The following is a 23,864-nucleotide window of genomic DNA, read 5'->3' on the forward strand; positions in this document are numbered from 1 at the left end:
CGCACGCGGTGGGCGGACTCAAATACGAAGTGCAACACCCTGGATTTCAGTGAAAGAGGGTGGGATGGCTTGCAGAGCGGTCATTTTGGCGCTGAGCCTGACGCTTTCGTGAGCCTCCACCGACCACGTCTTCAGAATTTTTCAGGACTTACGCAAAATCGCCCCAGCGGCGTTGCTCTTCCTTGCCGTGCGCTTGCGCTGTCTGCGTCAGAGCGCCTTACTGGAACAATTTTGCGTAAGTCCTATTTTTGTGTTTGAACAATAGGGACCACCGCTATGGAAAAGTCATTTCATCGCTTCTCTGAACTGTTTTCCCAGCTTGGTCTGCGCATGGACGCGGCAGGCATCGGGGAGTTCTTGGAGGCCCACGCTCCACTGCCGGCCGATGTGCTGCTGGCCGATGCGCCATTCTGGACACCATCTCAGGCGACTCTGTTGCGCGAAGAACTTCTGGAAGACGCGGACTGGGCCGAAGTAATTGACCGGTTGAATTCCGCTTTGCGTGCGCCAAGGGGGAGGTCATGATGCCTATGAGGAATCGCCTGTCGTTGGGTGTGGTAATGGTGTCTCTCGCGCTGAGCTCGATGGTTTACGCGCAGGAGGTCAAGCTTGGGTCGAGTGTTGAAGGGTTGCTGCAAGCGGCCTGGGAGCGAAACCCCGAAATCGCAAGCATGCGTTTTGATGCCGATGCCGCTGCCGAGCGTGTCGTACCCGCGGGTGCCTTGCCGGATCCAAAGTTCAGCATGGAACTTCGTGACCTTACCCGGATGGGCGAGCGCAACCCGACGCTGCTGCCAGGGCGTGTGGGCAGCACGCGATACCTGCTCACACAGGAATTGCCGTGGTTTGGGAAACGGGGCCTCAAGCGTGAATCGGCCCAATTGCAGGCCGAGGCGGCTCGAGGGCGAGTGGCTGGCACCTGGAGTGAACTAGCGACCAAGATCAAGACGACATACGCCCAACTCTACTATCTGGACCAGAACGAGCGGCTGACCAGGGAGATCCTGGACCTGATGACTCGCCTGGAAAAAGTCGCCCAGGTGCGCTACGCCGGTGGCCTGGCCGCGCAGCAGGACGTGATTCGTGCGCAGCTGGAGCAAACCACCATGCGCAACGAATTGATTGCACTCGAAGCAGAGCGAAGTCAGTTGCAGGCCAAGCTGAAAGCGCTCGTGGGGCGCCCTGCCAGCGAGATGCTGGCTACGCCAGAGAGCATTCGCACACTTCCGGCGCCTGAGACCATGCGATTTGATGTCCTGGAGCAGCGTGCACGGTCCAGCAATCCGCTGCTGAGAACCGAGGAGTCACAAATCCAGGCTGCAGAAAAGAACCGTGAACTCACCTACAAGAACCGCTATCCGGACTTTGCGGTGGGGGTGTCACCCATCCAGTACGGTAAGTCGATCCGGGAATGGGAGTTGATGGTCGAGGTCACCATTCCCTTGCAGCAGGACACCCGGCGCGCACAGGAGCAGGAAGCACAGGCCATGCTGGATGCCGCCCGCTCGCGCCGCGAAGCGGCCACCAACCAAGTACTGGCGGATCTGTATGAAAACTTGGCGGGCCTGGATGCGGCTCGCCGTACGCTGGCGTTGACCACGGACAGCCTGCTACCCCAGTCGGAGCTGACGTTCCGGTCGGCTTTGGCAGGCTACGAATCGGGCAAGGTGGATTTCGCCACCCTGCTGGATGCACAGAGACAGATACGACAAGCCAAACTCAATCAAGTCAAAGCAGGAGTCGCGGCGCAGATTCGCCTGGCAGACATCGAGCGCATCGTGGGAGAAGATCTATGACAACAACTATCAAGGTGGGCGCGCTCGTGCTGGCCGCCACGGCACTGGCTGCGGGAGGCGGCTATTGGTACGGGCAACGCCAGTCCGCTGCACATGGATCAGTGCAGGCGACATCGACTGTTGCTTCGGCAAACGATAAGAAGGAGCGCAAGGTTCTCTATTTCCGCAATCCGATGGGCTTGCCCGATACGTCCCCCACGCCCAAGAAGGACCCGATGGGGATGGATTACATCCCCGTCTACGAGGGCGATCAGGAACCGGAAGCCGGAAGCGCCAACCAGATCAAGATCAGCACCGACAAGGTTCAGAAGCTCGGGGTGCGCGTTGAGGCTGTCAGCCTGCGCAACCTGGACAAGATGGTGCGCGCGGCAGGCCGCATCGAACCCGACGAGCGCCTGACCTACGCCATCACCCCCAAGTTCGAGGGCTACGTCGAACGCTTGCATGTCAACGCCACCGGCCAGGCCGTGGGCAAGGGCCAGCCGTTGTTCGAGGTCTACAGCCCAGAGCTGGTGTCGGCGCAACGCGAATATGCGATTGCCGCCCAAGGGCTCGACGCCTTGAAGGGCGCCAGCGTGGAAACACAGAAAGGAATGCGAGAACTCGCCGAATCGGGCCTGACGCGCCTGCGCAACTGGGATATTTCGGACGAGCAGGTGAAGGCGCTGACTCAGTCGGGCACGGCGCGCCGCACCCTCACATTTCGCTCGCCGGTGGCAGGCATCGTGACCGAGAAAAAGGCGGTACAGGGCATGCGTTTCATGCCAGGCGACGCGCTCTACCAGGTCACTAACCTGTCTTCAGTGTGGGTGATAGCCGATGTATTCGAGCAGGACATCGGCATGGTCAAAACAGGGGCAAAGGCCACGGTTCGCATCAACGCCTACCCGGACAAGGTATTCACCGGTTCCATCACCTACGTCTATCCCACGCTCACGGCGGAAACCCGCACCGTGCCCGTGCGGGTTGAATTGGCCAATCCAGGCGGACTGCTGAAGCCGGGCATGTTTGCCCAGGTGGAACTGCCCGCCACCTCGAAGGGGGCCGTCCTGACGGTGCCGACGTCGGCCGTCATCGACAGCGGAACACGGCAGATCGTTCTGGTGCAACTCAAGGAGGGGCGTTTCGAGCCCCGCGAAGTCAAGGTCGGCGCGCGCAGCGAGGACCGCATCGAAATCATCGAGGGCGTGCGGGATGGCGAGATGGTGGTGGTGGCCGCCAACTTCCTCATCGATGCGGAAAGCAACCTCAAGGCTGCCGTCGGGAGCCTGGGACATGCAGGGCACGGTGCGCAAATCCCCACGGAGGGTTCCACCAGTACCCAGGCCGTCACCGGCGTGGGCCACCAGGCCGAAGGCACGGTGGAGGAGGTTGACACCAAAACCTCCACGGTCACCCTGGCGCATGGCCCGGTGGCCAGCCTCAAATGGCCGGCCATGTCCATGGAGTTCAAGGTCGCCAACAGCGGCTTGCTGAAAGAGCTCAAGCCCGGCGCAGCGGTGGCATTCGAGTTTCTCGAACGCGGTCAGGGCGAATGGGTGATTACCGCCGTCAAGCCTCTGGGCAAGGCTGCGGCTAACCCTCACGCCGGCCACAACTGATTTTTGGGAGACACCATGCTTGCGAAGATCATCGACTGGTCGGGGAGAAACCGTTTCCTGGTGCTGCTGGCGACCCTGTTCGTCATTGTTGGCGGTGTCTATGCCGTGCTCAAGACGCCGCTGGACGCGCTGCCGGACCTGTCGGACGTTCAGGTCATCGTCTACACCGAGTATCCGGGCCAGGCCCCGCAGGTGGTCGAAGATCAGGTCACGTATCCGCTGACCACCTCCATGCTGTCGGTTCCGAAGTCGAAGGTGGTGCGCGGCTTCTCCTTCTTCGGCGCCTCGTTCGTCTACATCATCTTCGAGGATGGCACCGACATCTACTGGGCCCGCTCGCGCGTGCTCGAATACCTCAACTTCGCGGCGGGGCGCATGCCCAAGGGCGTGACGCCGCAGATCGGCCCGGACGCGACCGGCGTGGGCTGGGTCTACCAGTACGCGCTGCTGGCCAAGGACAAGACCCTGGCCGAGCTGCGCACGCTGCAGGACTGGTACCTGCGCTACCAGCTCACCAAGGCCCATGGCGTGGCCGAGGTGGCATCCATTGGCGGGTTTGTGCAGACCTACCAGATCACCGTCGACCCGGTGAAGCTGCGCGCCTACGGCATTCCATTGGCCAAGGTGTCGCAGGTGGTGCGCGACTCCAACCGCGACGTGGGCGGCCGCGTGGTGGAGATGGCCGAGACCGAGTACATGGTGCGCGGCAAGGGCTACCTGCGCGGCGTGTCTGACATCGAGAACCTGGTGGTCAAGGCCGACAAGGGCACGCCGGTGCTGGTGCGCGACATCGCCCGCGTGGAACTGGCGCCGGACGAGCGCCGGGGCCTGACGGAACTCAACGGCGAGGGCGAGGTGGTCTCGGGCATCGCCATGGCGCGCTACGGCCAGAACGCGCTGGAGGTGATCCACAACCTGAAGGAAAAGATCGCAGAGGTATCAAGCGGCTTGCCGCAGGGCGTCACCATCGAGGCGGTGTACGACCGGTCCGACCTGATCCACCGCGCGATCGACACGCTCAAGCGCACGCTGCTCGAAGAAAGCCTGATCGTCGCGCTGGTCTGCGTGGTCTTCCTGATGCATGTGCGCTCGGCCCTGGTGGCGATCCTGATGCTCCCCGTGGGGGTGCTGATCGCCTTCATCGCCATGCGCCTGCTGGGCATGAACTCCAACCTGATGAGCCTGGGTGGCATCGCCATCGCCATCGGGGCCATGGTGGACGCGGCCATCGTCATGATCGAGAACGCGCACAAGCACCTGGAACGCTTGCCCGAGGAGCACACCAACACCGAGCGCGTGGAAGCCATGATTGCCGCCTGCAAGGAGGTGGGCCCGGCTTTGTTCTTCTCGCTGCTCATCATCACCGTGTCCTTCCTGCCGGTGTTCACGCTGGAGTCGCAGGAAGGCCGCCTGTTCTCGCCACTGGCCTATACCAAAACCTTTGCCATGGCCGGTGCCGCGCTACTGTCGGTGACGCTGGTGCCCGTGCTGATGATGCTGTTCATCCGTGGGCGCATCCTGCCGGAGGCACGCAACCCGGTGAACCGGTTCCTCATCTGGATCTACCGTCCCATCATCGCCGCCGTGATGCGGTGGAAGAAACTGACGGTTGCCACGTCGATCATCGTGCTGGGCGTGTCGTTCTACCCCGCCAGCCAGCTCGGCTCGGAGTTCATGCCCACGCTCAACGAAGGCACGCTGCTGTACATGCCCGCGTCGCTGCCCGGCATGTCCATCACCAAGGCGGCCGAGCTGATGCAGACGCAGAACAAAATCATCAAGAGCTTCCCGGAGGTGGTATCGGTCTATGGCAAGGCTGGGCGCGCCAACACCGCCACCGACCCGGCGCCGACCGAGATGTTCGAGACCGTCATCAACCTCAAGCCCGAGTCCGAATGGCGCCCCGGCATGACGACCGACAAGCTCATCGCGGAACTGGACAAGGCATTGCAATTCCCCGGCGTGTCCAACGCCTGGACCATGCCCATCAAGGCGCGCATCGACATGCTGTCCACCGGTATCCGCACGCCCATCGGCATCAAGGTCTTCGGCAAGGACCTGGGCGAGATGGAACGCCTGGCGCGCGAGATCGAAACCGTGGTCAAGCAGGTGCCCGGAACGACCTCGGCGTTCGCGGAACGCATCACAGGGGGCTTTTACCTCAATATTGAACCCGACCGGGCGCAGCTGGCACGCTACGGCCTGGGGGTAGGAGAGCTGCAGGACGTCATTGGCACGGCCCTGGGCGGCGAAATGGTGACCACCACGGTGGAAGGCCGCGAGCGCTTTGGCGTGACGGTGCGCTACCCGCGCGAGCTGCGCGCCGACCCGCAGCAGATCGCCCGTGAAGTGCTGGTACCCACCATGGATGGCGCCATGGTCCCGCTGGGACAGGTGGCGCGCGTGGAAGTCGCCAAGGGGGCACCCGGCATCCGCACTGAAAATGCGCTTCTGTCTGCCTACATCTTCGTCGACATCCGTGATCGGGACATCGGCAGCTATGTGGCAGACGCCCGCAAGGCCGTGAACGAGCAAGTTCAGTTCCCGCCCGGCTACTACGCCACCTGGAGCGGCCAGTTCGAATCCATGGAGCGCGCGGTGCAGAAGATGAAGGTCGTCATCCCGGTCACCTTGCTCATCATCTTCCTGCTGCTGTACCTGAACTTCAAGCGCCTGACCGAAACCTTGATCGTCATGCTGTCGGTGCCGTTTGCCCTGGTGGGGGGTATCTGGCTCATGTGGTGGCTGGGCTACAACATGTCGGTGGCTGTCGCGGTGGGCTTCATCGCACTGGCCGGGGTGGCAGCAGAGACGGGCGTCATCATGCTGATCTATCTCGACCATGCCTGGGAAGAAATTCAGGCACGGCGCCGATCGGAGAACAAGGAGCCTAGCGTGGCCGACCTCTACGAAGCCATCATGGAAGGCGCAGTCGAACGGGTGCGCCCCAAGATGATGACCGTGGTTGCCATCATGGCGGGCCTGCTGCCCATCCTGTGGGGGACCGGCACCGGCTCGGAAGTGATGAGTCGTATCGCTGCCCCGATGGTGGGCGGGATGATTTCTTCGACCGTGCTCACGCTGGCAGTAATTCCCGCTATTTATGGCTTGGTCAAGCAGTTTGAACTTCGAAGAAGGCGAGCTTGATGCGATTGGCCTCGCATGCACAAGGAACTGCTCGCCCGTGGCATCCGGGTGGGCAGGAAACGTGTGCGCCGCTTGATGCAGCAGCACGGCATCCGGGCCAAGACCCAGCACAAATTTGTGGTGACCACGGACAGCCGCCACAGCCCCGCCGGTGGCCCCGGACCTGGTACAGCGACGTTTCAATCCCGATACACCCGACCAGCTCTGGTGTGGCAACACCACCTACATCGCCACCGACGAAGGTTGGGTGTACCTGGCAGCGGTCATCGACCTGTTCAGCCGCCAGGTGGTGGGCTGGAGCATGCAGGCGCACAACTATTGATCCGGCAGGCTTTATTCGTAAACCTTGCTCGGGCTGAGGTGTCGAAGCCCCTCGACGGGCTCAAGTTGAACGGCATCGGGACTCTGCAATAAACCGTGCCGGATCAATAGGCCGCCGTCAAGGCACTTTGTTCCCCTCACGCAGCTCAAGCCCCCTTTTTCGCATACCAAGGGAATCATCATGAACAAGCTGATCTACCCCCTCGCCGGCGCGCTGATGCTGGGCGCCACCTTGCCGGTCCTGGCCGGCCCTGACTTTCAGGCTATCGAGCAAGGCCGCAAGGCCGGCCAGGAGGCCGAGGCCACGCGCACGCGAGATGCCACCGAGGCCGCCAAAACCGGCCGTGGCGACTGCCCGCCCCAGCCCTTGATCCTGCCGCTCGACCATGGTCCGCGTGCCTTGACTACGCCCTACCTGAACCAACTGCGCAAGCAGCGCTTCGAGGCGGAGATGAAGGCCTGCAAGGAATGACGCCGAGGAAGCGCCTATTCAGTCGGCCCTGCAAAACTCATCCGCCTGCCCATGCCAGCCGGCCCAACCCATGGAGGAGAAATAAGGCATAAGGCATAAGGCAGAAGACTTACAACCGCTGTGAAATCTCCAGCAATGGCTTGATGCTGGAGCCAAAGCGGCTCATGGACGCGTGGTTCTGCTCCAGTTGGCTGTAAGGCAGATAACGAATCCCGAGTTCCGAAACACGGGAGAATGCCGGTCTTTGGAGTTGCTCCGCCACCTTGGCTCGGCGATTGTCTGGGGCCACCATAAAGAGCGCACATTTTTCTGCAACCGGTGACTTCTGTCTACCCGTGTGGTTGGTCCTCCGTCCTCCGCATTCGTCCCCCGCGCACGTCCACCAACTCGCGCTCCAATTCACGCAGATTCTTAACAACAATGTCATCTGGCTGTCCGGATTCTGTTGGGGTGCGCTCCCTAAGATGAACACATCACCTCAACGCCCGACCAAGGCATGAGAGATGCAAGTTTCATCTACCTTCCTTAGGAGCTTCAACCATGACCCAACAACGCCTCTCCCTTTCTTCCATGATCGCAGCCGCAACCGCAGTAGTTGCTCTGGGCCTTCCAGGGATGGCTTCGGCAGCATATGAGCATCCTGCCAACAATGAACAGGGTGTAATCGTTCACCCGGAACACCTCAAGAGCGAGAAGACGCGAGAGCAGGTCATCGCGGAAGCCAAGGCTGCCATGCGGCAAGGACTTCTTTCTTATGGCGAGAGCAACTACCCAATGCCTGTGCCTAATGTGGGCCCAGGGAAAACTCGTCAGCAAGTGATCAACGAAATGCTGAACGAGTCACCTGCCGAACGCTCCGAGCGTCTGCGTCTCTACTCCCGGGGTTGATAGCCCCCAGTTGGTGCTCCAGCAGAGCACGTTGAATCCATTCTGTGGGATCGCTGGCGTCGGCCTGACTAACCTCGGGACAGCCCAGGCCGCCGTCCAATTTCCCATGACACCCCACCGCCGCGCACCGTCGCGGCGATCTGCTGTCCCAGCCGCTGCTCAATCACCGGCTTCCACGGCACCAGGCTGAATCCCATCCCGTCATCGAGCATCGCGTAGCGCCCGCTGGCGAGCATCACGCTGCGGCGGTAGATGCCGGCCACGCGCTGGCCATCTGCCGCAGGCCGATGCTCCAGCCCGGTTTCGGCGGCAATGTCCTTCCCGGCCTGCGCCACTTCCCGATTGCGCATCACCGTCAGCAGATTGCGCGCCAGGAACACGCGCTGACCGCGCCGCTCGGCCAGCCCCTGTTCGGCCAGGAAATCGGCGCGTTGCAGCATCGCCTGCTTCGCCTCGCCGCCAAACCCCAGGTTGCCCAGCCCCGAGCCGCCGCCGATCAACTGCTGATCCAGCCAGGTAGCCCCAATCACGCGCGCCTGCCGCTCAATGGGCAGGTGCGATTTAAGCTCCACGGCTACGCCGCCCAGGCGTTGCGCATCGTACTGGCGGCCACGCTCGGGCAGGTCGTCGGGTACCTTCCACAGCCCCTCGGCAATACGTTCCACGATGCCGGCCCGGCGCAGGGCTTCCAGCCTGCGAACGTGCGCGGCAACGACTTCGTGCGGATCACGGCCGGCCTGCGCCTGACCTTGGGCAATTGCCAGGTGATGATCGGTTCTGTAGAGCCCATTGCTGGCCAGCGCAGCGATATTGCGATCTGCCGCCCGTACCTCGGCGGAACCACGTACTTCCACCACCGCGCCGGTCGGATAGTTTGCGGGTTCGTCGCGGGCGTTGAGCGCGACGTAGTGCGCCTTGCCGTCCACGCCGTCGATGACCAGATAGCTCCGGTCGCGCAGCTCGTCGGCCAGCCCCTTGGCGGCCACGCGGCCAATGATTGTTCTTCCATCGTCACCCGGCTCGAACACCGCCAGCTCGCGCGGCTGGCCGCCCATGGCCCGCTGCATGGTGCGGATGATGTCGCCACGCTCACCCAGAGCGCGCAAGGTCTTCTCGGCATCGGCATGGGTGGTCCAGGTGCCAGGCTGCGCTTCGTCGGCCAGGCCCAGGCGCTGCAAGCATTGCAAGCGGCCAATCAGCAGCAGACCCTGGCGTTGCAGCTTCGGTTCGTTGAAGCGTCTGACCTGCACGCGACCATCGTCGCCAGCTTCACGTTGCAGCGTGTGATCCAGGCTCGTCCACCGCTCCTGTTCCACCTCCCGCTGCAAGGTCTGCTGGATTTCCAGTTCGGTGCGCGGCCCTAGCCATTCGGTCGCCAGCTCGGCGGCCCGGTGCCGAAAGCCGTGGGCGATGTAGTCGCCCGCGATGATGAGGTCTTTGCCGGTGTCGTCGCGCCCGCGCACGATGAGGTGGGTGTGCGGGTTGTCGGTGTTCCAGTGATCGACCGCTACCCACTCCAGCCGCGTGCCCAGGTCGGCTTCCATGCGGTTCATCAGATGGCGCGTGTACGTCCGAAGATCATCCAGATCGACCCCCTCCTCGGGCGAGACGATGAAGCGGAAATGGTGCCGGTCGTCGGCGCAGCGCTCCTTGAACGCATCCAGATCGGCTTCATCGGCCTGCGGCCCATAGGCCCGGCCCGGCTCTCCATCGCGGCCTGCACCATCACGCTCGATGTAGCGCAGGTGCTTCGACAAAGATTGCGGGCTGACTTGGCGCTGGTTGACCAGCAAGGACTTGATGGTCACGCGGCGCGACAGCGGCGTCAACTTCGCACCCGCAAAGCGTGCCGCCGTATGCCCGCGCCCCAAGCGCGAGCCGGGCCGTTGGCCGGCGTGCTTTCCAGTGTTCCCGGTCGATGCCGGACGGCGCATCGCCGACTTGCCGCCGCTGGTCTTGCCGACCTGCTTGAGCACCTTGGAAACAAAGCCCTGGCCCCGGTTCTTCGGGACACCGGGGCGGATGCGGAAATCGTCATCGCGGTGGTCGCTCATGGCCGTCCCCTCGGAAAGCTGCGACGTGTCCCATCGTGCGAAGCACGCGGGCCGCCCTGTCTTGGCGCGGGCTTAGCGCCACACGCAGCACGGCGGCGAAGCCGCGCCGTGCTGCGCCACCCCCATGTGCAGACTGGCTTTCGACGCGGGCCGGTGCCGCGTCCTTTTGTCTTGCCTTCCGCCTTTGCCTCCTGCTTGCGCTCCCGGCAATGGCGGCCGGGTGGCGCTGCGCTGCTGGCAGCCAGCCCACCGGCGAACGCGGCCAGGGCCGCAGGCCGGGCGCGTTCAAGGCAAGACGCCTGCACAGTGGACGGCTGCGCCGTAGGCAGCGCGAAGTGCAATGCGAACGCATTTGCACTGCACGCGCGACGACACGGCAGCAGCCACCCGTGCGGTGTTTGGTGAGTACATCCACGTCTACGACATGCAACAGGCCAAGGAAGATGGCGCCACCGTGGCCATCTACTACGAATCGCGCCTGGCAAAGCTGTGCCTCAAAGACGAAGACCTGCCCAGCATTGACGACGAAGTGGACGAGCTGGCCGAGGACGAGGAAGAAAGTACCCAGGCCAAACTCAAAAGCCGATGGGCCGCCCTGGAAAAAATCGTAGGCGCCGAACCCCGCGTTGCCAGTGTGGCCGCCGATCTGGTGGCGCACTTTGAAGAACGCAGCACCGCCCAATCCGGCAAAGCCATGGTGGTGGCCATGAGCCGCGACATCTGCGTTCACCTCTACAACGAGATCATCAAGCTGCGGCCCGACTGGCACGACCCAGACCCCGAGAAAGGCGCAATCAAGATCGTGATGACCGGCTCCGCCAGCGACAAAGCCCTGCTGCGCCCCCATATCTACGACGGCAAGGTCAAAAAACGACTGGAAAAGCGCTTCAAAGACCCCGCCGACCCGCTCCGCCTGGTGATCGTGCGCGACATGTGGCTCACCGGCTTCGATGCCCCCTGCGTTCACACCCTGTACGTGGACAAGCCCATGAAGGGCCATAACCTCATGCAAGCAATTGCGCGGGTGAACCGGGTCTTCAAGGGCAAGCAAGGCGGCTTGGTGGTGGACTACATCGGCATCGGCAACGAACTCAAAGCCGCCATGAAGGAGTACACCGCCAGCAAAGGCCGGGGCACTCCCACCGTGGATGCCCGCGAGGCGTACAGCGTACTCATGGAAAAGCTCGATGTCCTGCAATCCATGTTGCATGGCTGTGAATCGCCCCGGTATTCGCGGAGGCTGTTTGGTTTAAGTCAGGCCACCACCATGGAGGTCTGACTGGCGAGTTGCCGGTAATAGTTTGCCTCAGCTTCTGCGGGCGGTATGTATCCGATGGGACCGAGCAACCGGTGATGGTTAAACCAGGACACCCATTCAAGCGTAGCCAGTTCCACCGATTCACGGGTTGGCCATGACCGCCGGTGAATTACCTCGGCCTTGTATAGCCCGTTGATCGTCTCGGCCAAGGCGTTGTCGTAGCTGTCGCCCTTGCTGCCCACCGAGGGCTCGATGCCAGCCTCTGAGAGACGTTCGCTGTAGCGAATGCTGACGTATTGCGACCCCCTGTCGGAATGGTGAATCAAGGCGCCATCACGCTCGGGTTGCCGGGCATACAGCGCCTGCTCCAGGGCATCCAGAACGAAGTCCGTGTGCATCGAACTACTGACCCGCCAGCCCACAATGCGCCGGGCGTACACGTCGATCACGAAGGCCACGTACAGCCAGCCCTGCCAGGTCGAGACGTAGGTGAAGTCTGAGACCCACAGCTGGTTGGGCCGCTCGGCCTTGAACTGTCGGTTAACCCGATCCAGTGGACACGGTGCCCTCATGTCACTGATGGTGGTACGCACCACCTTGCCACGGCGCACGCCCTGCAAGCCTAGGCGCTTCATCAAGCGCTCGACCGTGCAGCGGGCAACGACAACTCCCTCCCGGTTCATCTGCTTCCAGACCTTGTCGGCACCATAGACCCGCATGTTGGCCTGCCAGACACGCTTAATGTGCGGCACCAGGGTGTCGTCACGTTGGGCGCGCGGACAGCGCAGTTGGGGATTGCGTTGATGGGCGGCATACCGCCAATAGCCTGACGGAGCGATCTGCAGCACCTTGCAGATCGACTCGACCCCGTAGGCCTGTCGATGCTGATCGATGAAGCCCTTCAGGACTTCAGACGGCGGTCGAGCTCCGCCTGGGCGAAAAACGCGCTGGCCAGCTTCAGGATCTCATTGGCCTTGCGCAGCTCTTTGACCTCGCGCTCCAGCGCCTTCATCTGTTCACGCTCAGACGTCGTGATGCCGTCGCGCTCGCCGCTATCGATCTGGTCGCGCTTGACCCATTCGTTGAGGGTCTGGGGCACGCAGCCGATCTTGGGGGCGATGGATTCGATGGCAGCCCACAGCGATGGGTACTCACCTCGGTGCTCGCGCACCATGCGAACAGCGCGTTCGCGGACCTCAGGTGAAAACTTGTTTGACTTCGTCATGGCTCAATCCTCTCAGAGTATTGAGCCTCCACAAAACCCGGGGCGATTCAGTCAGCCCCCAAGTCCACCTCGCTGAGTAAAGCCTGGGCATGTACGTAGTAGATGAGTGACCAGCTGGAGAAGTAATTCCCCAAACCTGCCCGCAAGTCGCCATGCCCCGCTTGAGAGGCTGCATAGGTGGCCCGATACCATTCAGTTTGCAGTGAGGTAATCCATTTTTTTGCTTCTTGTACGCGCAGACCGGCACGCAGGAGTTGCTTGACATGGCTCTCCCAGCCGGGCCAGGTGATTTCCTGGACCGCCCGTGCTCGTAAGCTGTGCGGGCGGGCCTTGGGGTCTCTGGTCACCTGCTTGAGCGCGGCGCTTAGGTCATCGACAAGGCCTTGATCACGACGTCCATCCGACTGCTCGCCCCGCCCGCGAAGCAGTAATGGCGCGGCAGGCGGCTGATGCGCCCTGATGCCCTCGCGTATTTCGTTCAGACTGTCGTATGTTTGTCTATTTAATTGAATGGTGCGAATCGCGTTATCTGTTTTGTGCACGCTGTAGCCGATGCGGTTGACCAGCAGCATGGCATTAGTACTGACGCAGTCAAAGGGTAGACTGGAAATCTCAGAACTTCTCGTAGGAATGCTCGACTGGATGAGTAGGCGGGCCTTGAACATCCAAAGATCGAGAGGGGAGTCTGCGTACCATACCTTGGCGAGTTCTCGAGCCTGTTCAATGTCCTCGGCTTGAATGAAGACCGATGAAGAACTTCCCGTCCTTTGCAGTTCCTGGTCGACGAGTAATTTCTTGAAGACAGAACGACTAACGGGGTGGTCGCGCTTGATGAGATTTCGCACTAAGCGCAGCAGCGGCTCTCGAGCGCGACCGAGCGCCGCTTGATCGATATCGTCGGTGTTTTTCCTATCGTGCTGGTGAGCGACAGATGCAGCAACAGTGTCGATCCAAGACAGCCATTGAGGATTTTCCCAATCAGCTGGATCAGACTGAAGTAGGGATCTTGCTGCGTTATCTTGGGCCACAAGAAGCCTGGAGTAACCACTTCGCAAAATGCCAAGGTAGGTGGACAGAGAGCTCATGCGAAGACAGTCTTTTTCCACGGCGGAAGAGCGTTTTAACTCGTCGATGACCCAGTCCAAAATGAAACTAGACAAGTAGGTGTCTGCTGATTGACCATTCCGAATCGACTCGACTTCTTTCAGACATCGGTTTGCTCGCTTCTGTAATTCCCCCAGTCGGATGGTCGTGTCTGCGAAGTAGTTGAGCACACGCAAAACGTCTTCCAGGATGGGTGTTGCCTTGCGTGATTTGGGCTGCCGGTACTGCCTTGCCTCAAGTTGCTGCGGAAGGTTCACGCAAGCTGGATTGGCGAGACGCTGCAAGGAACGTGCAGACAGGCTTGGTGCAGGTGTTGTGGGATGTGCCATTGCCGCGAGCGAGGGCGGATATCGCAGGCGCACAAAAGATAGAACGCATTGGGCGACTTGAATCAACAGCTCATCGGGATCCCGATGCCAGAAATCGCCATCGACGCGTCGCAGGTACTCAGAGATTTCAGCTTCAATGGGTCCACAACCAATCTTCTGGGACGTTCCTGTGAGAAGGACCGAACTGACCGTGGAAATTGGCAGCCAAGTCGGGACTGTTGAATACTCACGCGTGAATTCGATGCCCTGCAACGAGCCGTGGCGCTGCAGTGGATGCAACCCCTTGGCTACTCGCAGCGCGAGCTCCGTCTTGTGGACCAGATCAAGCATGCAGATGCTGAGAAACGCTGCCGCGGGAGCGCTCAGGCCTGCAAGGCCTTGGGAGAATGAGTTTCGCACGCGCTCGACAGCTTGGTATTGCGCAAGAACGACCACGTCGATGGGCGAGAGAATGATGCGTGGGTCAGGAACACGGGATTCTGTCGCCCAGGTCGCGACCGCATTCATGTCACTTGCAGGTTTGAACGTGGGTGATGCAACGCGTGCAAAGAGAAATCGCTTATCTGCCAATTGCCAGACATCGCATTTGATTTTTTCCATTTGCTCATTGAGCCGTTGACAGGTCTCAATGACTGGTATGTCAAGGTAAGGCCCGGCCGTGCGCGTCACGTCACGCCAGTGACCGGACAGAGCGCGAATCAGCCAGCGGTTCGCGTCGCTTTCGTCCAGTGCTGTGATCCATAGATGTCTAAATAAGTTGGCCGGCACATGGCTGCCAAAGTGCTTGCGTAGACACCCGGTGATCTGCTCAGAGGTCACCGGTTGGACCGCTCCGTCTGCAGCGGGGATCAAAAATACAGGGTCATTCCATGAGGCCTTGGCAGAAGAGCGGATCAGGTATCGTCGGCACAAGAGAGCAATGTCGAGGAACTGTCGAACCGCGCGGGAAATGGGCAGTAGGCGGGCAGGACTGCGGCTGTCGACCTCTTTGTCCAGAACAAGCATGACCTTCTCGCAGGTGAAGCATGCACCCAGCGTCAATTCTTCAAGCCGAGTGGCTCGATGCGCAGTCATGGTCACCAAACCAGTGCAGCAAAGCACCATCAGATCAGCTGCGGCGAGGTGTGCCGTGGCCTCTGATCTATGTTCGAGCAGCGGTAGTTTTGCGGTCACGTCATTGCACAAAAGCTCCCACCCAGCTTTAATTGATTCACTGGTTGGATAACCGTCAATACCGATCCGCCGATCTTTCTCCATATTGGCGCCAGCGCCCTCCAGACCCAGCCACTTCAGTACCGCGTCTGCGCGCTTCCAGATGTCTGTCGTGGTAGGGTGGTAATAGAAGAGGGCCGCGGCTCCCGTGAGAACAAAATGACCCGTCCATAAAGCTGTGAACATGTCACTGCGGGTGATGTGCAAGGCAGCAACACCCAAGGATCGGGAGAAGCGGCCGTGAGTAGCCTCGTGTGCGCTATCGCCACAGGCACGCAAGAAAGCCCTTGCATACTTGATACCCTCGAGTGATTCCAGATCTGGGATCTCTGTTTTCATGAGGTCCAGAAGTGATGCTGCGTGCGGATTCTTTTCACGCATTTCCAGTAGTCGATCTATCACCAACCTGGACATGGGGCAGTGAACAATGTCAATGTCGGTTGGTGCATCTGCACGCTGTTCTTCAAGCCGATATGCACGTCGATCCCAGCACCAAGCACCATGGTCCAGCTCCAGCCATATCGAGTGGCCGGCCCTAAAGCCTATGGGTAAACCTAGAACCTGTCGGTCTTGGAATCCGACAGACAAGCTGACGAGATACCAAGACGCCAGAGCCGACTTTCTCGGATCGACACCAATTAGGAAGCCATGAAGTTTTGATGTGACGAGCCTGAGATCGGCTGGAGACAGATGATCATTGCCAGCGATTCCGAATTTGGTTGGCACATTGGAGTAGTCCGCTGAACGCAGGCGCGCCAAGATATCAGGCGACGCAGTGACATCCTCTTGCTGTTGCGCCGTTTCCGGCAAGGCATCAAGATCACTATTCTCGAGTTCCAAAACGGCGTGGGCCGTTTCGTCAAGTGCAGGTTGCTCGGTTATGGTTGGCGTCGCGAAATTTTGGTGTGCGGTCAGTGTTTTCTGCACCTCTTCATAGGCTTGGATGGACGTCTCCAGAACTTGTTGGACTTCACCAAGAAATCCATGGACAACACCGCTTTGCCCTTTTCGGATTTGATGGACAACCTCAATGTCCGTGATGTCTGACTTGGTCAGGGCACGCCAATTACCGAGACCTTTGTGCAACATGTAGGCGCCATGCAGGAAACTCTGGCTGAGCCCAGATTTTTTAATGCAGGCGAGGACAATGGCCCGGCCCAAGACGGCTGAACACATGGTCTCCTGCACGTCAACGCGACGGGCTTGGATGTGGACCATCCGTGCGACTGCAGACGTCGGTATGCCCATTACCCGCGAGGCGACCCGGTCGTCAACCTCGACTGTCGCCATCAGCTCGCGCTGCGCTGCTTGCAGCACCTGTTTCCATCCAGTAAGTGCGCTTTCCGGCCAGCGATTTTCAGCACACGAGACGTGCTCAATCGCTGACTGCAGCAATGCGGCAGCCCCGACCAGTGAGTCGGGAATGTGAAGGGCTGCACGAATGTGCGGCCAGAAAGGCGACAAAGATGTGACGTGCATAGATCGTCCCAACGCGCAAGTGCGCGCATCACGTAAAAAAGGAAAGAGGATTTGTCAGCTAACAGCTGATTTGATTCAGGCGCAATAGCCTTTGCCGCGCAGCCCTGAAGTCGTCAGACCCACGGCAGAGCGGGAGACCTATGCAGGTCTCAAGTGATGCGAAGGTGCCTTCGCTTGAAATCGGGGGACGATTTCAAAATTTTTGGCGTATTAGCCTTGACTACAGAGTCGTGGACGCCTGAGCGTACAAGAACAATGTGGTCGATCTATGCGGATATCAGGGTGAAGATCAACTTCAGGCGGATTTCTGGAGGAAACCCGTGGAATTGATTCTAGGCGAGGGCCGTGCTTGATTGCAAGGCTCCTCGGCATTCCGTGTGGAGCTTGACTGCGAAAATTCAGCATGGTGAAACCCCGTGGGTCTGGCTTGCTGAGGAGGCTTGAGGATGGGTGTTCGCATTGAAGCGCTGTTCACCAGCGCGCTGGGACTGCAGGCGCCGGCTGGCCACGGCGTTGCGGATAGCCGGACGTACTCGGCACAGCAAGCCGGTGCGCTGCTACTCCACGGTGGACCTTGTCAATGCGCTGGAGCAGGAGAAGAGTCAGGGGCGGGACGCATTGCCGTGATCTTGTGAGCATGCTCCATCCGAAGTCGGCGCCCAAAGCCGTGGTGCATTGCAAGCCAGCGAGGGTGCCCAATGGTCGCATGCTTATTGTGCAGCCCCCTGGGAGTCACGTATACAATGACAACTGGGTCGGGTTTGTTTGGTGTGCAAGCACTGGATGTCATGCCACCATGAGCCCCAGTTAAGAGTGGATGTGACAGAATAAGGTCTGGTTTGGGCGTTTGGAGTCGATTGAAACCATGTTTGGTTTGTCGCCTCATAACCCAAAGTTCTCGCGCAACCAAAAAAAGAAAAAGCCTGCACCCGTGCAGGCTTTTTTGTTTTGGGTAGCCATTTCAGCTCAGGCCGATTAGTTGCTGACATCGCTTCTGCATACCCTGCGGTGCTTGATCAATCCCTTGCAGATTTGACTTGGCGATCCAGCTTCGCAGCAAATTGGAATGTCATTCGCGTGACGTAGAAAAGACAATGGGTTGCGTATTTTTCAGCGTTTTTCCCTCTGCGGTTCTGGCGCACCGCCCGAGGTTCGCTGTAGACATCACTAACTTTGGACAATCTGTTTGAATGACCGGCCTTGCGACGCGCGATTTATTCGGCTCACAAGTGAGTTCCGCATAGGTCAAACGCGGTTGCTAGCGCAGCGGTGGCCCCAAGCTAATTGATCAGCACTACCCAGCTCGTCGCAAAGCTGGCTGACGTCGCGCAAGCCTGCAGTGCAGTAGCGGGTTTGGCGTAGTTGGGGCACTTACCCCGCCGGTTAATCTATTCGGCGATAGCGACCTTCCCGAATTTCGGTGAAGTAGACCTTCCGTATGGTGTCTCCATTGGAATCAAAGACGATTTCCTGCTGCAGACCTTGGTACGGGCCACTGCGTGCTACGGCAGCTTTCACGGGCTCCCCCGGTTTTCGGTTTTTCAAGGCTGTGAGTACGACGGTGGCGGCATCGTGGGTCGAAACGGAGCTGTATCCTGGGTTGCGTTGGAACCGTTTGAAGTAAGCGTCGCTGAATTCTTTGAATCGAGGTGATGCGTCGTCGCGGTCGTAGTTCTGTACGATCAACAGGCCCTCGACTACTTCTCCACCCAGGTCGATCAATTGCTCGGTGGCTGCCCATTCGGACGCAGCGATGGGAAGCTTGGGAGCGAGCTTGCGAGCGGCCTGCGCCAAACGCGCAACGTCCAGAGCCCCAGAGATAAAAAGTAGGCCGTCGGGTTTGCTTTGCAGCATCTTGGTCACCACGCCTTCAAAGTCAGCGTCCTTGCTTGACTCGTAGGAAACCTCGGCAGCGACTGAGGCTCCCAGACCTTCCACAGCTGTTCGGAATTCATCCAGCCATGATTGGGTGAAGGAGCGGTTGCGAAGGTCGTAGGCCACCGCAATGCGCTTTTGGCCTCTGCTGTGCATCACCTTGGCATAGTCCCCCGCGTTGTCGCGCGTGGTGCGGTTGATGCGATACAGGTTGTCATCCTTGCCCAGGAACTCCATCGCGGTGATCGTTGGGCTGATTTGAAAAATGCCTGCTTGCCCGGTAATCGGCACGATCACCGCCGCCATGCCGCTGGTAAACGGGCCCACCACAGCCTCTACTTTGGCGGTAACCAGTTGGTTGGCGGAAGCCTGCGCGGTTTCTTTGCTTTGCGCATCGTCTTTGGCCATGATCTCGACCAATCGTCCGTTGGCCCCTCCCGCCCTGTTGAATTGCTCTACTGCTAGAGTCAATCCGTTCAGTCCGGATTGCCCGTTATCCGAGTTAGGCCCCGAAAGGCCCCCGATGAAACCAATGCGGATAGGTTCGACAGGTTTTTCAGAGCAGGCGGCCAGCACCGCTGCAATCGCAATCAAGAAAGCGGAAACTTTTTTCATGGGCAACCCGATATGTAACAAAATACCTCTACGATAACGCCTTCGTGCTTGCACGTGTCGGTTTGCCCATGAAAAAACTGGATGATCTGTCGGTCTTAGTGCCAGAAAATGAGGACATCATTGGCCGGGGGCACCCACGTCGGTTCGACTGGCGCGGAGCGTGGAACCGCTCCCTGCGGTTCAGGCTGCTGGCTTTGGGAATGATGCCGCTGCTGATGGCATTTCCACTGGTCATGGCAGCACTGAGTATTTTGGGTGGTGATCGGGCCGAAGAGATGCTCTTGGTCAACCTGCGGGGGCAGTTGGGCGCGAGCAGCACCTATCTGGAGCAGACGCGGCGACAAACCGGCCAGCAGCTGGGTCAGCTGGTACGTAGCGAGCGCATACGCACACTCCTCAGCAGCAACAGCGATCCTAAAAATGTGCAGCGTGTGCTGGCGGAGGTGGCTGACAGCAATAATCTGGATTACCTGCTGATCATCGAGGAAAACGGCAGGATAGTTGCAAGCAACTCGGGCCACTCTGCTGGCATGGTGCTGCCTCGGGACCATGTGGTTGAACAGGCTCGGGCGGGCGTCGTCACTTCTGCCTTCGAGCGATTCGAGCCCAGTGTGCTGGAACTGCTGGGTAAAAATCTACAGAGTCAGGCGATTGCGTCATTGCCAGAGGGTGGCAACCATTCGGCAGAGCGCAGAGGTCTGGCCATACATGCGGCTGCGCACTTTCCTTTGGCGGTAGACGGTCCCAATGCCATGTTGGTAGGCGGTATTTTGCTCAATCGCAATGCGCCCTTGATCGAGTACATGCGAGAGCTTGTCTACCCGGTTGGTACCCTGCCTGACAACACGGAGGGCTTGGTTTTGCTGACGGTGGATGACACCATCATTTCTCTGAGCAGACAACGACGTGAGGGCGGCCGCTTCACAGGTGGACATCTGACTGTGGAGCCCGCCATGGAATTGGCGAAGGGTGAGAAGCAGTGGATGGGACGAACGAGGTTCGGTGATGCCACCTACATGATGGGCATCGATGCAATCCATGACATGCACGAGGGAGAGATCCTGGGCGCAGTGGGGGTGGCGTTTCCCTACGCCCCCTACGAAAGGGCTATCCGGCTGCTGCTGATTGCCGTTGGCGGCGTACTGGCTGTAACCATGCTGGTGGTGTCTGTCTCCTATTTGGCCGCTGGCAGAGAGATCACCGGGCGTCTTCAGGCGATTGGTCAAGCCATGTCGCGCGTGGGGCAGGGCGACCACAGCGCTCGTGTCGCTGGTGGGCACCGCCGAGACGAGTTGGAGAAGCTGGCTCGCCATTTCAATGGGTTGTTGGACACGATTGCCCAGCAAGATGCCAGCCAGAAGGTGGCTCAAAAAACCATCGCCGACGAAGCCTCACGTCGTCGGGCGCTCTTCGAGCACGAGCGCGATGGCGTGGTCATTCTCAATGAAGACGGCTCTGTATTTGAGGCCAACCCTAGTGCAGCCCGGATGCTGGGCTACTCAACTGATGAGTTGCGAGGCATGCACGCGTCAGCCTGGGATGTCAAATTCAGTGCCGCCGAGATTGCTGACAACATCCGTACGACGCGCAATGAGGGTGAATTGCTGGAGACCGTGCACCGGCGCAAAGATGGCACCACCTATGCAGCAGAAATCACTACCAGCAAGGTGCGCTGGGGTGATCGAACCTTCACCCTGACCAGCCAGCGAGACATTTCTGAGCGCAAAGCCGTAGAGGCTGAGTTGGGACGCTATCGCATCAATCTGGAGCAGTTGGTCGAGCAGCGCACTCGCGAGCTGAACGACCGTACCGCCCAGTTGGACACCATTTTTGCTCTGAGCCCTGATGGCATGGTGTCTTTTGACCGCCAAGGCCATGTGGCTTCTGTGAATCAGGCGTTCCTGCACCTGACGAAGCTGGACAGTGGCAAGGTTCAAGGCTTGGATGAGCAGGCTTTTGAGGAGGTGTTACGGGCGCTATGTCGTGAGCCCCTGTCCTTCTCAGGATTCGAGGGCCTCCGCCGAGGGGGCGGTTCGGGGTCCGAAGGCCCGAGGCCGCTGCTGGAAATGGCGGGGTCAGGTGGGCGTGTGCTTGAACTGCGTCTGAAGTCCTCCGAATCGGCGTTTGTTTCGCAGGTTCTCTACATCCGCGATATCACGCATGAGACGGAAGTCGACCGCATGAAGAGTGAGTTTCTGACCACTGCAGCCCATGAGCTGCGCACCCCGATGGCCAGTATCTACGGCTTCTCCGAACTGCTATTGCTGCGCAAGTTTTCGGACGAAAAGCGGCAAGAGCTGCTGGAAACCATTGCCAGGCAGGCGACTCGCATGTCCACCATCATTAATGAATTGCTGGACCTGGCTCGCATCGAGGCACGGCAGGGCCAGGATTTTGTGATGGAGACAGTGCCGTTGCAGGACATTGTGCGCCTGGTGGCTGACGACTACAGCCCACCGACAGGGCGTGCTCGGCCCGTCCTGTCTGACTGCGAGGTATCGGTGTATGTGAAGGCTGACCGTGGCAAGCTGCAACAGGCCATTTTGAATGTGCTATCGAACGCTTACAAATACTCTCCTGATGGCGGGGACGTGGTCATTGAGTGCCAGCTTCAAGACGATGGCCGGTACGTGGCCATCACCATTCGCGACCAGGGCATGGGCATGTCGCCAGAGCAGTTGCAGCGGGTCTTTGAGCGCTTTTACCGTGCCGATGCCTCAGGTCACATTCCGGGGACGGGGCTGGGCATGAGCATCGTCAAGGAAATCATCGAGATCATGGGCGGCAAGGTCAGCGTGAACAGTGAACCTGCCATGGGCACCGCTGTCACGATCCTTCTGCCTGTGGTCGCTGTTGCCGAGGCGTAGTGCAAGATCAATCAGCTGGGCCTTGACCAAACAGATCGGAGCGTGCCGATTCCGTGATCGCCACCACGCAGGGGTGACTGATGCGCCGCTCCACGGAAATGGCGAAGAACTCCTCCACCAATTCGTTTGAACTACCAATGACTTCCACCCCAAACTGAGCTTGGGTCTCTTGCTCCAGAACGGTGGGTGACGTGAAGATACCCCGGCCTTCCCGCCCGAAGGCGTTCATCAGAGCGCTATCGTCGAACTCTCCCACGATGCGAGGCTGCAGGTGGTGTTTGTTGAGCCAGTGGTCGAGTTGCTGGCGCACCGACGACTGAGGCCCTTGAATGAGCATGGGCGCCCCGTGAAGGCACTGGGGAAAGGCGCCCTGCAATTCTTTCTTGAGAGACGGCGCGCAGAAAAAGCTCATGCTCGATAAGCCTAAGGCGTGGTTGAACGCGCGCACGCCGATTTTCTTGGAGGCTGGTTCATCGGCCAGCAGCAGATCGAGCCGGTGGATACTGAGTTGCGCCAGCAGTTCGGGGAATTTGCCCTCGTGGCATGTCATGTGAACCTGTTCGTGCATCCTCAGCGCGGGCTCCAGCAAATGGTAAGCCACCGATTTGGCGACCGAGTCAGCCACACCCACCTTGAATTCCAGCGGTTTTGCCTGTCCTCTGGGTAGTCGGATGGATTTTTCAAGCTCATCACTCAGCGCAAAGATCTGCTCTGCGTACCCCAAGGCGATGCGGCCCTCGTTCGTCAATTCCAGCTCGCGTCCGCGTTTGCGAAACAGTTCATGGCCCAGCCATTCCTCCAGCTGGTTGATCTGTCCCGACAAAGTTTGGGGCGTGGTGTGCAATTGCTCACCGGCGCGCATTACACCGCCCGCCTTGGCTGCGGCCCAGAAGTAGCGCAGATGTTTGAAGTTCATGGTGGCAAATTATTTGCGAAAAACGAAGTATTTTGTTGAATAAAACGAATAGACGCGAAGTATTGATTTCTTTAGAGTACAGGGCTGGCAAGGACAACACACCTTGTCTGCGGTATTGCACATTCGTGTTCAGAAGGAGTTGCCATGCGTATTACGACCCGAGGAAAAGTCGCTGTATCGGCCATGACGGACCTGGCCCTGCATCAGAGGATGAAGCCGGTGTCGCTGACGACCATCAGCCAGCGCCAAGGCACATCACTTTCTTACTTGGAACAGTTGTTCAGCGCACTGCGTCGCGCAGGGCTGGTGGAGAGCACGCGTGGGCCTGGAGGCGGCTACACGCTGGCCCGCAAGCCCGAGCAAATCGCTGTGGCGGAAATCATCCTGGCGGTGGAGAACATGGAGGTGGATGACTACCAGCCCCTCACGCCGCCCCAGGTGGCTCAGCTCAAGGCCATGACGGGTGAGTTGTGGGTGTCGTTCAATGCCCGGGTGCTGGACTATTTGAAGTCCGTTTCGCTGCGCGACCTCATGACGCAGGCGCAAGCCCAGGGTGTGGTTGCGGCGCCCGAGCAGTCGGCTGCTGCACCGCGCAAGGCGCTGGGGGTGGTGCCTGTGAAGCGCCCATTGATGTCACGCCTGCAAATTCCCAATTCGGTGTTTGCATTGGGCACGATGCCGCTGGCACCCCGGCGCTGAGTTTTG

General features: G+C 59.8%; 13 protein-coding genes, 4 pseudogenes and 1 other annotated feature. Of the genes and pseudogenes, 11 read left to right on the forward strand and 6 right to left on the reverse strand.

Translation table 11 applies throughout. The annotated features are described in order from the left end of the window. Positions 1-276 precede the first annotated feature (276 nt). From PQV96_RS02515 to PQV96_RS02540, 6 genes and pseudogenes are all read left to right on the forward strand, one after another. The gene (locus PQV96_RS02515; RefSeq protein ID WP_066697057.1) at positions 277-525 is read left to right on the forward strand and encodes a DUF2789 domain-containing protein; all 249 of its coding nucleotides are present in this window, start codon (positions 277-279) and stop codon (positions 523-525) included. After that, complete coding sequence (locus PQV96_RS02520) at positions 522-1,796, forward strand: TolC family protein (RefSeq protein WP_207375327.1); 1,275 nt, start codon at positions 522-524, stop codon at positions 1,794-1,796. Before PQV96_RS02515 ends, PQV96_RS02520 begins: the two co-directional genes overlap by 4 nt. Continuing rightward, the gene (locus PQV96_RS02525) at positions 1,793-3,397 is read left to right on the forward strand and encodes an efflux RND transporter periplasmic adaptor subunit (protein WP_273624462.1); all 1,605 of its coding nucleotides are present in this window, start codon (positions 1,793-1,795) and stop codon (positions 3,395-3,397) included. Before PQV96_RS02520 ends, PQV96_RS02525 begins: the two co-directional genes overlap by 4 nt. A gap of 15 nt (positions 3,398-3,412) precedes the next feature. Next, positions 3,413-6,544, forward strand: a complete 3,132-nt coding sequence (locus PQV96_RS02530; protein WP_207375329.1) for an efflux RND transporter permease subunit — start codon at positions 3,413-3,415, stop codon at positions 6,542-6,544. Positions 6,545-6,550: 6 nt separating this feature from the next. Beyond that, a pseudogene (locus PQV96_RS02535) lies at positions 6,551-6,857 on the forward strand (IS3 family transposase); the annotation flags it as partial. Positions 6,858-7,046: 189 nt separating this feature from the next. Next, on the forward strand, positions 7,047-7,337 hold the full coding sequence (locus tag PQV96_RS02540; RefSeq protein WP_207375602.1) for a hypothetical protein: 291 nt from the start codon (positions 7,047-7,049) through the stop codon (positions 7,335-7,337). A 109-nt stretch (positions 7,338-7,446) separates the two neighbouring features. Here the strand turns inward: PQV96_RS02540 and PQV96_RS22310 are convergent. Next, positions 7,447-7,653 (reverse strand): annotated as a pseudogene (locus tag PQV96_RS22310) (type II restriction endonuclease); the annotation flags it as partial. A gap of 224 nt (positions 7,654-7,877) precedes the next feature. Between PQV96_RS22310 and PQV96_RS02545 the strand changes: the two are divergent. Next, the gene (locus tag PQV96_RS02545; RefSeq protein WP_207375331.1) at positions 7,878-8,225 is read left to right on the forward strand and encodes a DUF4148 domain-containing protein; all 348 of its coding nucleotides are present in this window, start codon (positions 7,878-7,880) and stop codon (positions 8,223-8,225) included. 68 nt (positions 8,226-8,293) lie between these two features. On the opposite strand, the gene PQV96_RS02550 is transcribed toward PQV96_RS02545, so the two are convergent. Next, a complete protein-coding gene (locus PQV96_RS02550; RefSeq protein ID WP_207375601.1) occupies positions 8,294-10,279 on the reverse strand; it encodes a relaxase/mobilization nuclease domain-containing protein in 1,986 nt (661 codons plus the stop codon). Positions 10,280-10,664: 385 nt separating this feature from the next. On the opposite strand from PQV96_RS02550, the pseudogene PQV96_RS02555 reads away from it, so the two are divergent. Then, positions 10,665-11,492, forward strand: a pseudogene (locus PQV96_RS02555) (type I restriction enzyme subunit R domain-containing protein); the annotation flags it as partial. Positions 11,493-11,533: 41 nt separating this feature from the next. On the opposite strand, the gene PQV96_RS02560 reads toward PQV96_RS02555, so the two are convergent. Together PQV96_RS02560 and PQV96_RS02565 are read right to left on the reverse strand one after the other, a co-directional pair. Continuing rightward, positions 11,534-12,762, reverse strand: a protein-coding gene (locus PQV96_RS02560; RefSeq protein ID WP_273624464.1) for an IS3 family transposase whose coding sequence is annotated in 2 segments (ribosomal slippage) — positions 11,534-12,471 and positions 12,471-12,762 — 1,230 coding nt in all. Because the reading frame shifts where the segments join, the coding sequence is not laid out codon by codon here. Next, positions 12,368-12,484, reverse strand: a sequence feature (AL1L pseudoknot). It overlaps the preceding gene by 117 nt. Positions 12,763-12,809: 47 nt before the next feature. Next, entirely contained in the window at positions 12,810-16,886 is a 4,077-nt protein-coding gene (locus PQV96_RS02565) for a hypothetical protein (RefSeq protein ID WP_273624465.1), read from the reverse strand. 492 nt (positions 16,887-17,378) lie between these two features. On the opposite strand from PQV96_RS02565, the pseudogene PQV96_RS02570 reads away from it, so the two are divergent. Continuing rightward, positions 17,379-17,498: pseudogene (locus tag PQV96_RS02570) on the forward strand (AAA family ATPase); the annotation flags it as partial. Positions 17,499-18,269: 771 nt separating this feature from the next. On the opposite strand, the gene PQV96_RS02575 reads toward PQV96_RS02570, so the two are convergent. Further along, positions 18,270-19,376 carry an ABC transporter substrate-binding protein gene (locus tag PQV96_RS02575; protein WP_273624466.1) on the reverse strand — a complete coding sequence of 369 codons (1,107 nt, stop codon included), beginning with the start codon at positions 19,374-19,376 and terminating at the stop codon, positions 18,270-18,272. Between the two features lie 68 nt (positions 19,377-19,444). Here PQV96_RS02575 and PQV96_RS02580 point away from each other — a divergent pair, with 68 nt between their 5' ends. Continuing rightward, the gene (locus PQV96_RS02580) at positions 19,445-22,243 is read left to right on the forward strand and encodes an ATP-binding protein (RefSeq protein ID WP_273624469.1); all 2,799 of its coding nucleotides are present in this window, start codon (positions 19,445-19,447) and stop codon (positions 22,241-22,243) included. 7 nt (positions 22,244-22,250) lie between these two features. Here PQV96_RS02580 and nhaR read toward each other — a convergent pair whose 3' ends face one another. Then, positions 22,251-23,159: a transcriptional activator NhaR gene (nhaR, locus tag PQV96_RS02585; protein WP_273624471.1), complete on the reverse strand. Its 909-nt coding sequence runs from the start codon at positions 23,157-23,159 to the stop codon at positions 22,251-22,253. 144 nt (positions 23,160-23,303) lie between these two features. On the opposite strand from nhaR, the gene PQV96_RS02590 reads away from it, so the two are divergent. Further along, positions 23,304-23,858: an Rrf2 family transcriptional regulator gene (locus PQV96_RS02590; RefSeq protein WP_273624472.1), complete on the forward strand. Its 555-nt coding sequence runs from the start codon at positions 23,304-23,306 to the stop codon at positions 23,856-23,858. Positions 23,859-23,864: the final 6 nt, after the last annotated feature.

It is taken from the genome of Acidovorax temperans, from assembly GCF_028596105.1.
GTDB classification, from domain to species: domain Bacteria; phylum Pseudomonadota; class Gammaproteobacteria; order Burkholderiales; family Burkholderiaceae_C; genus Acidovorax; species Acidovorax temperans.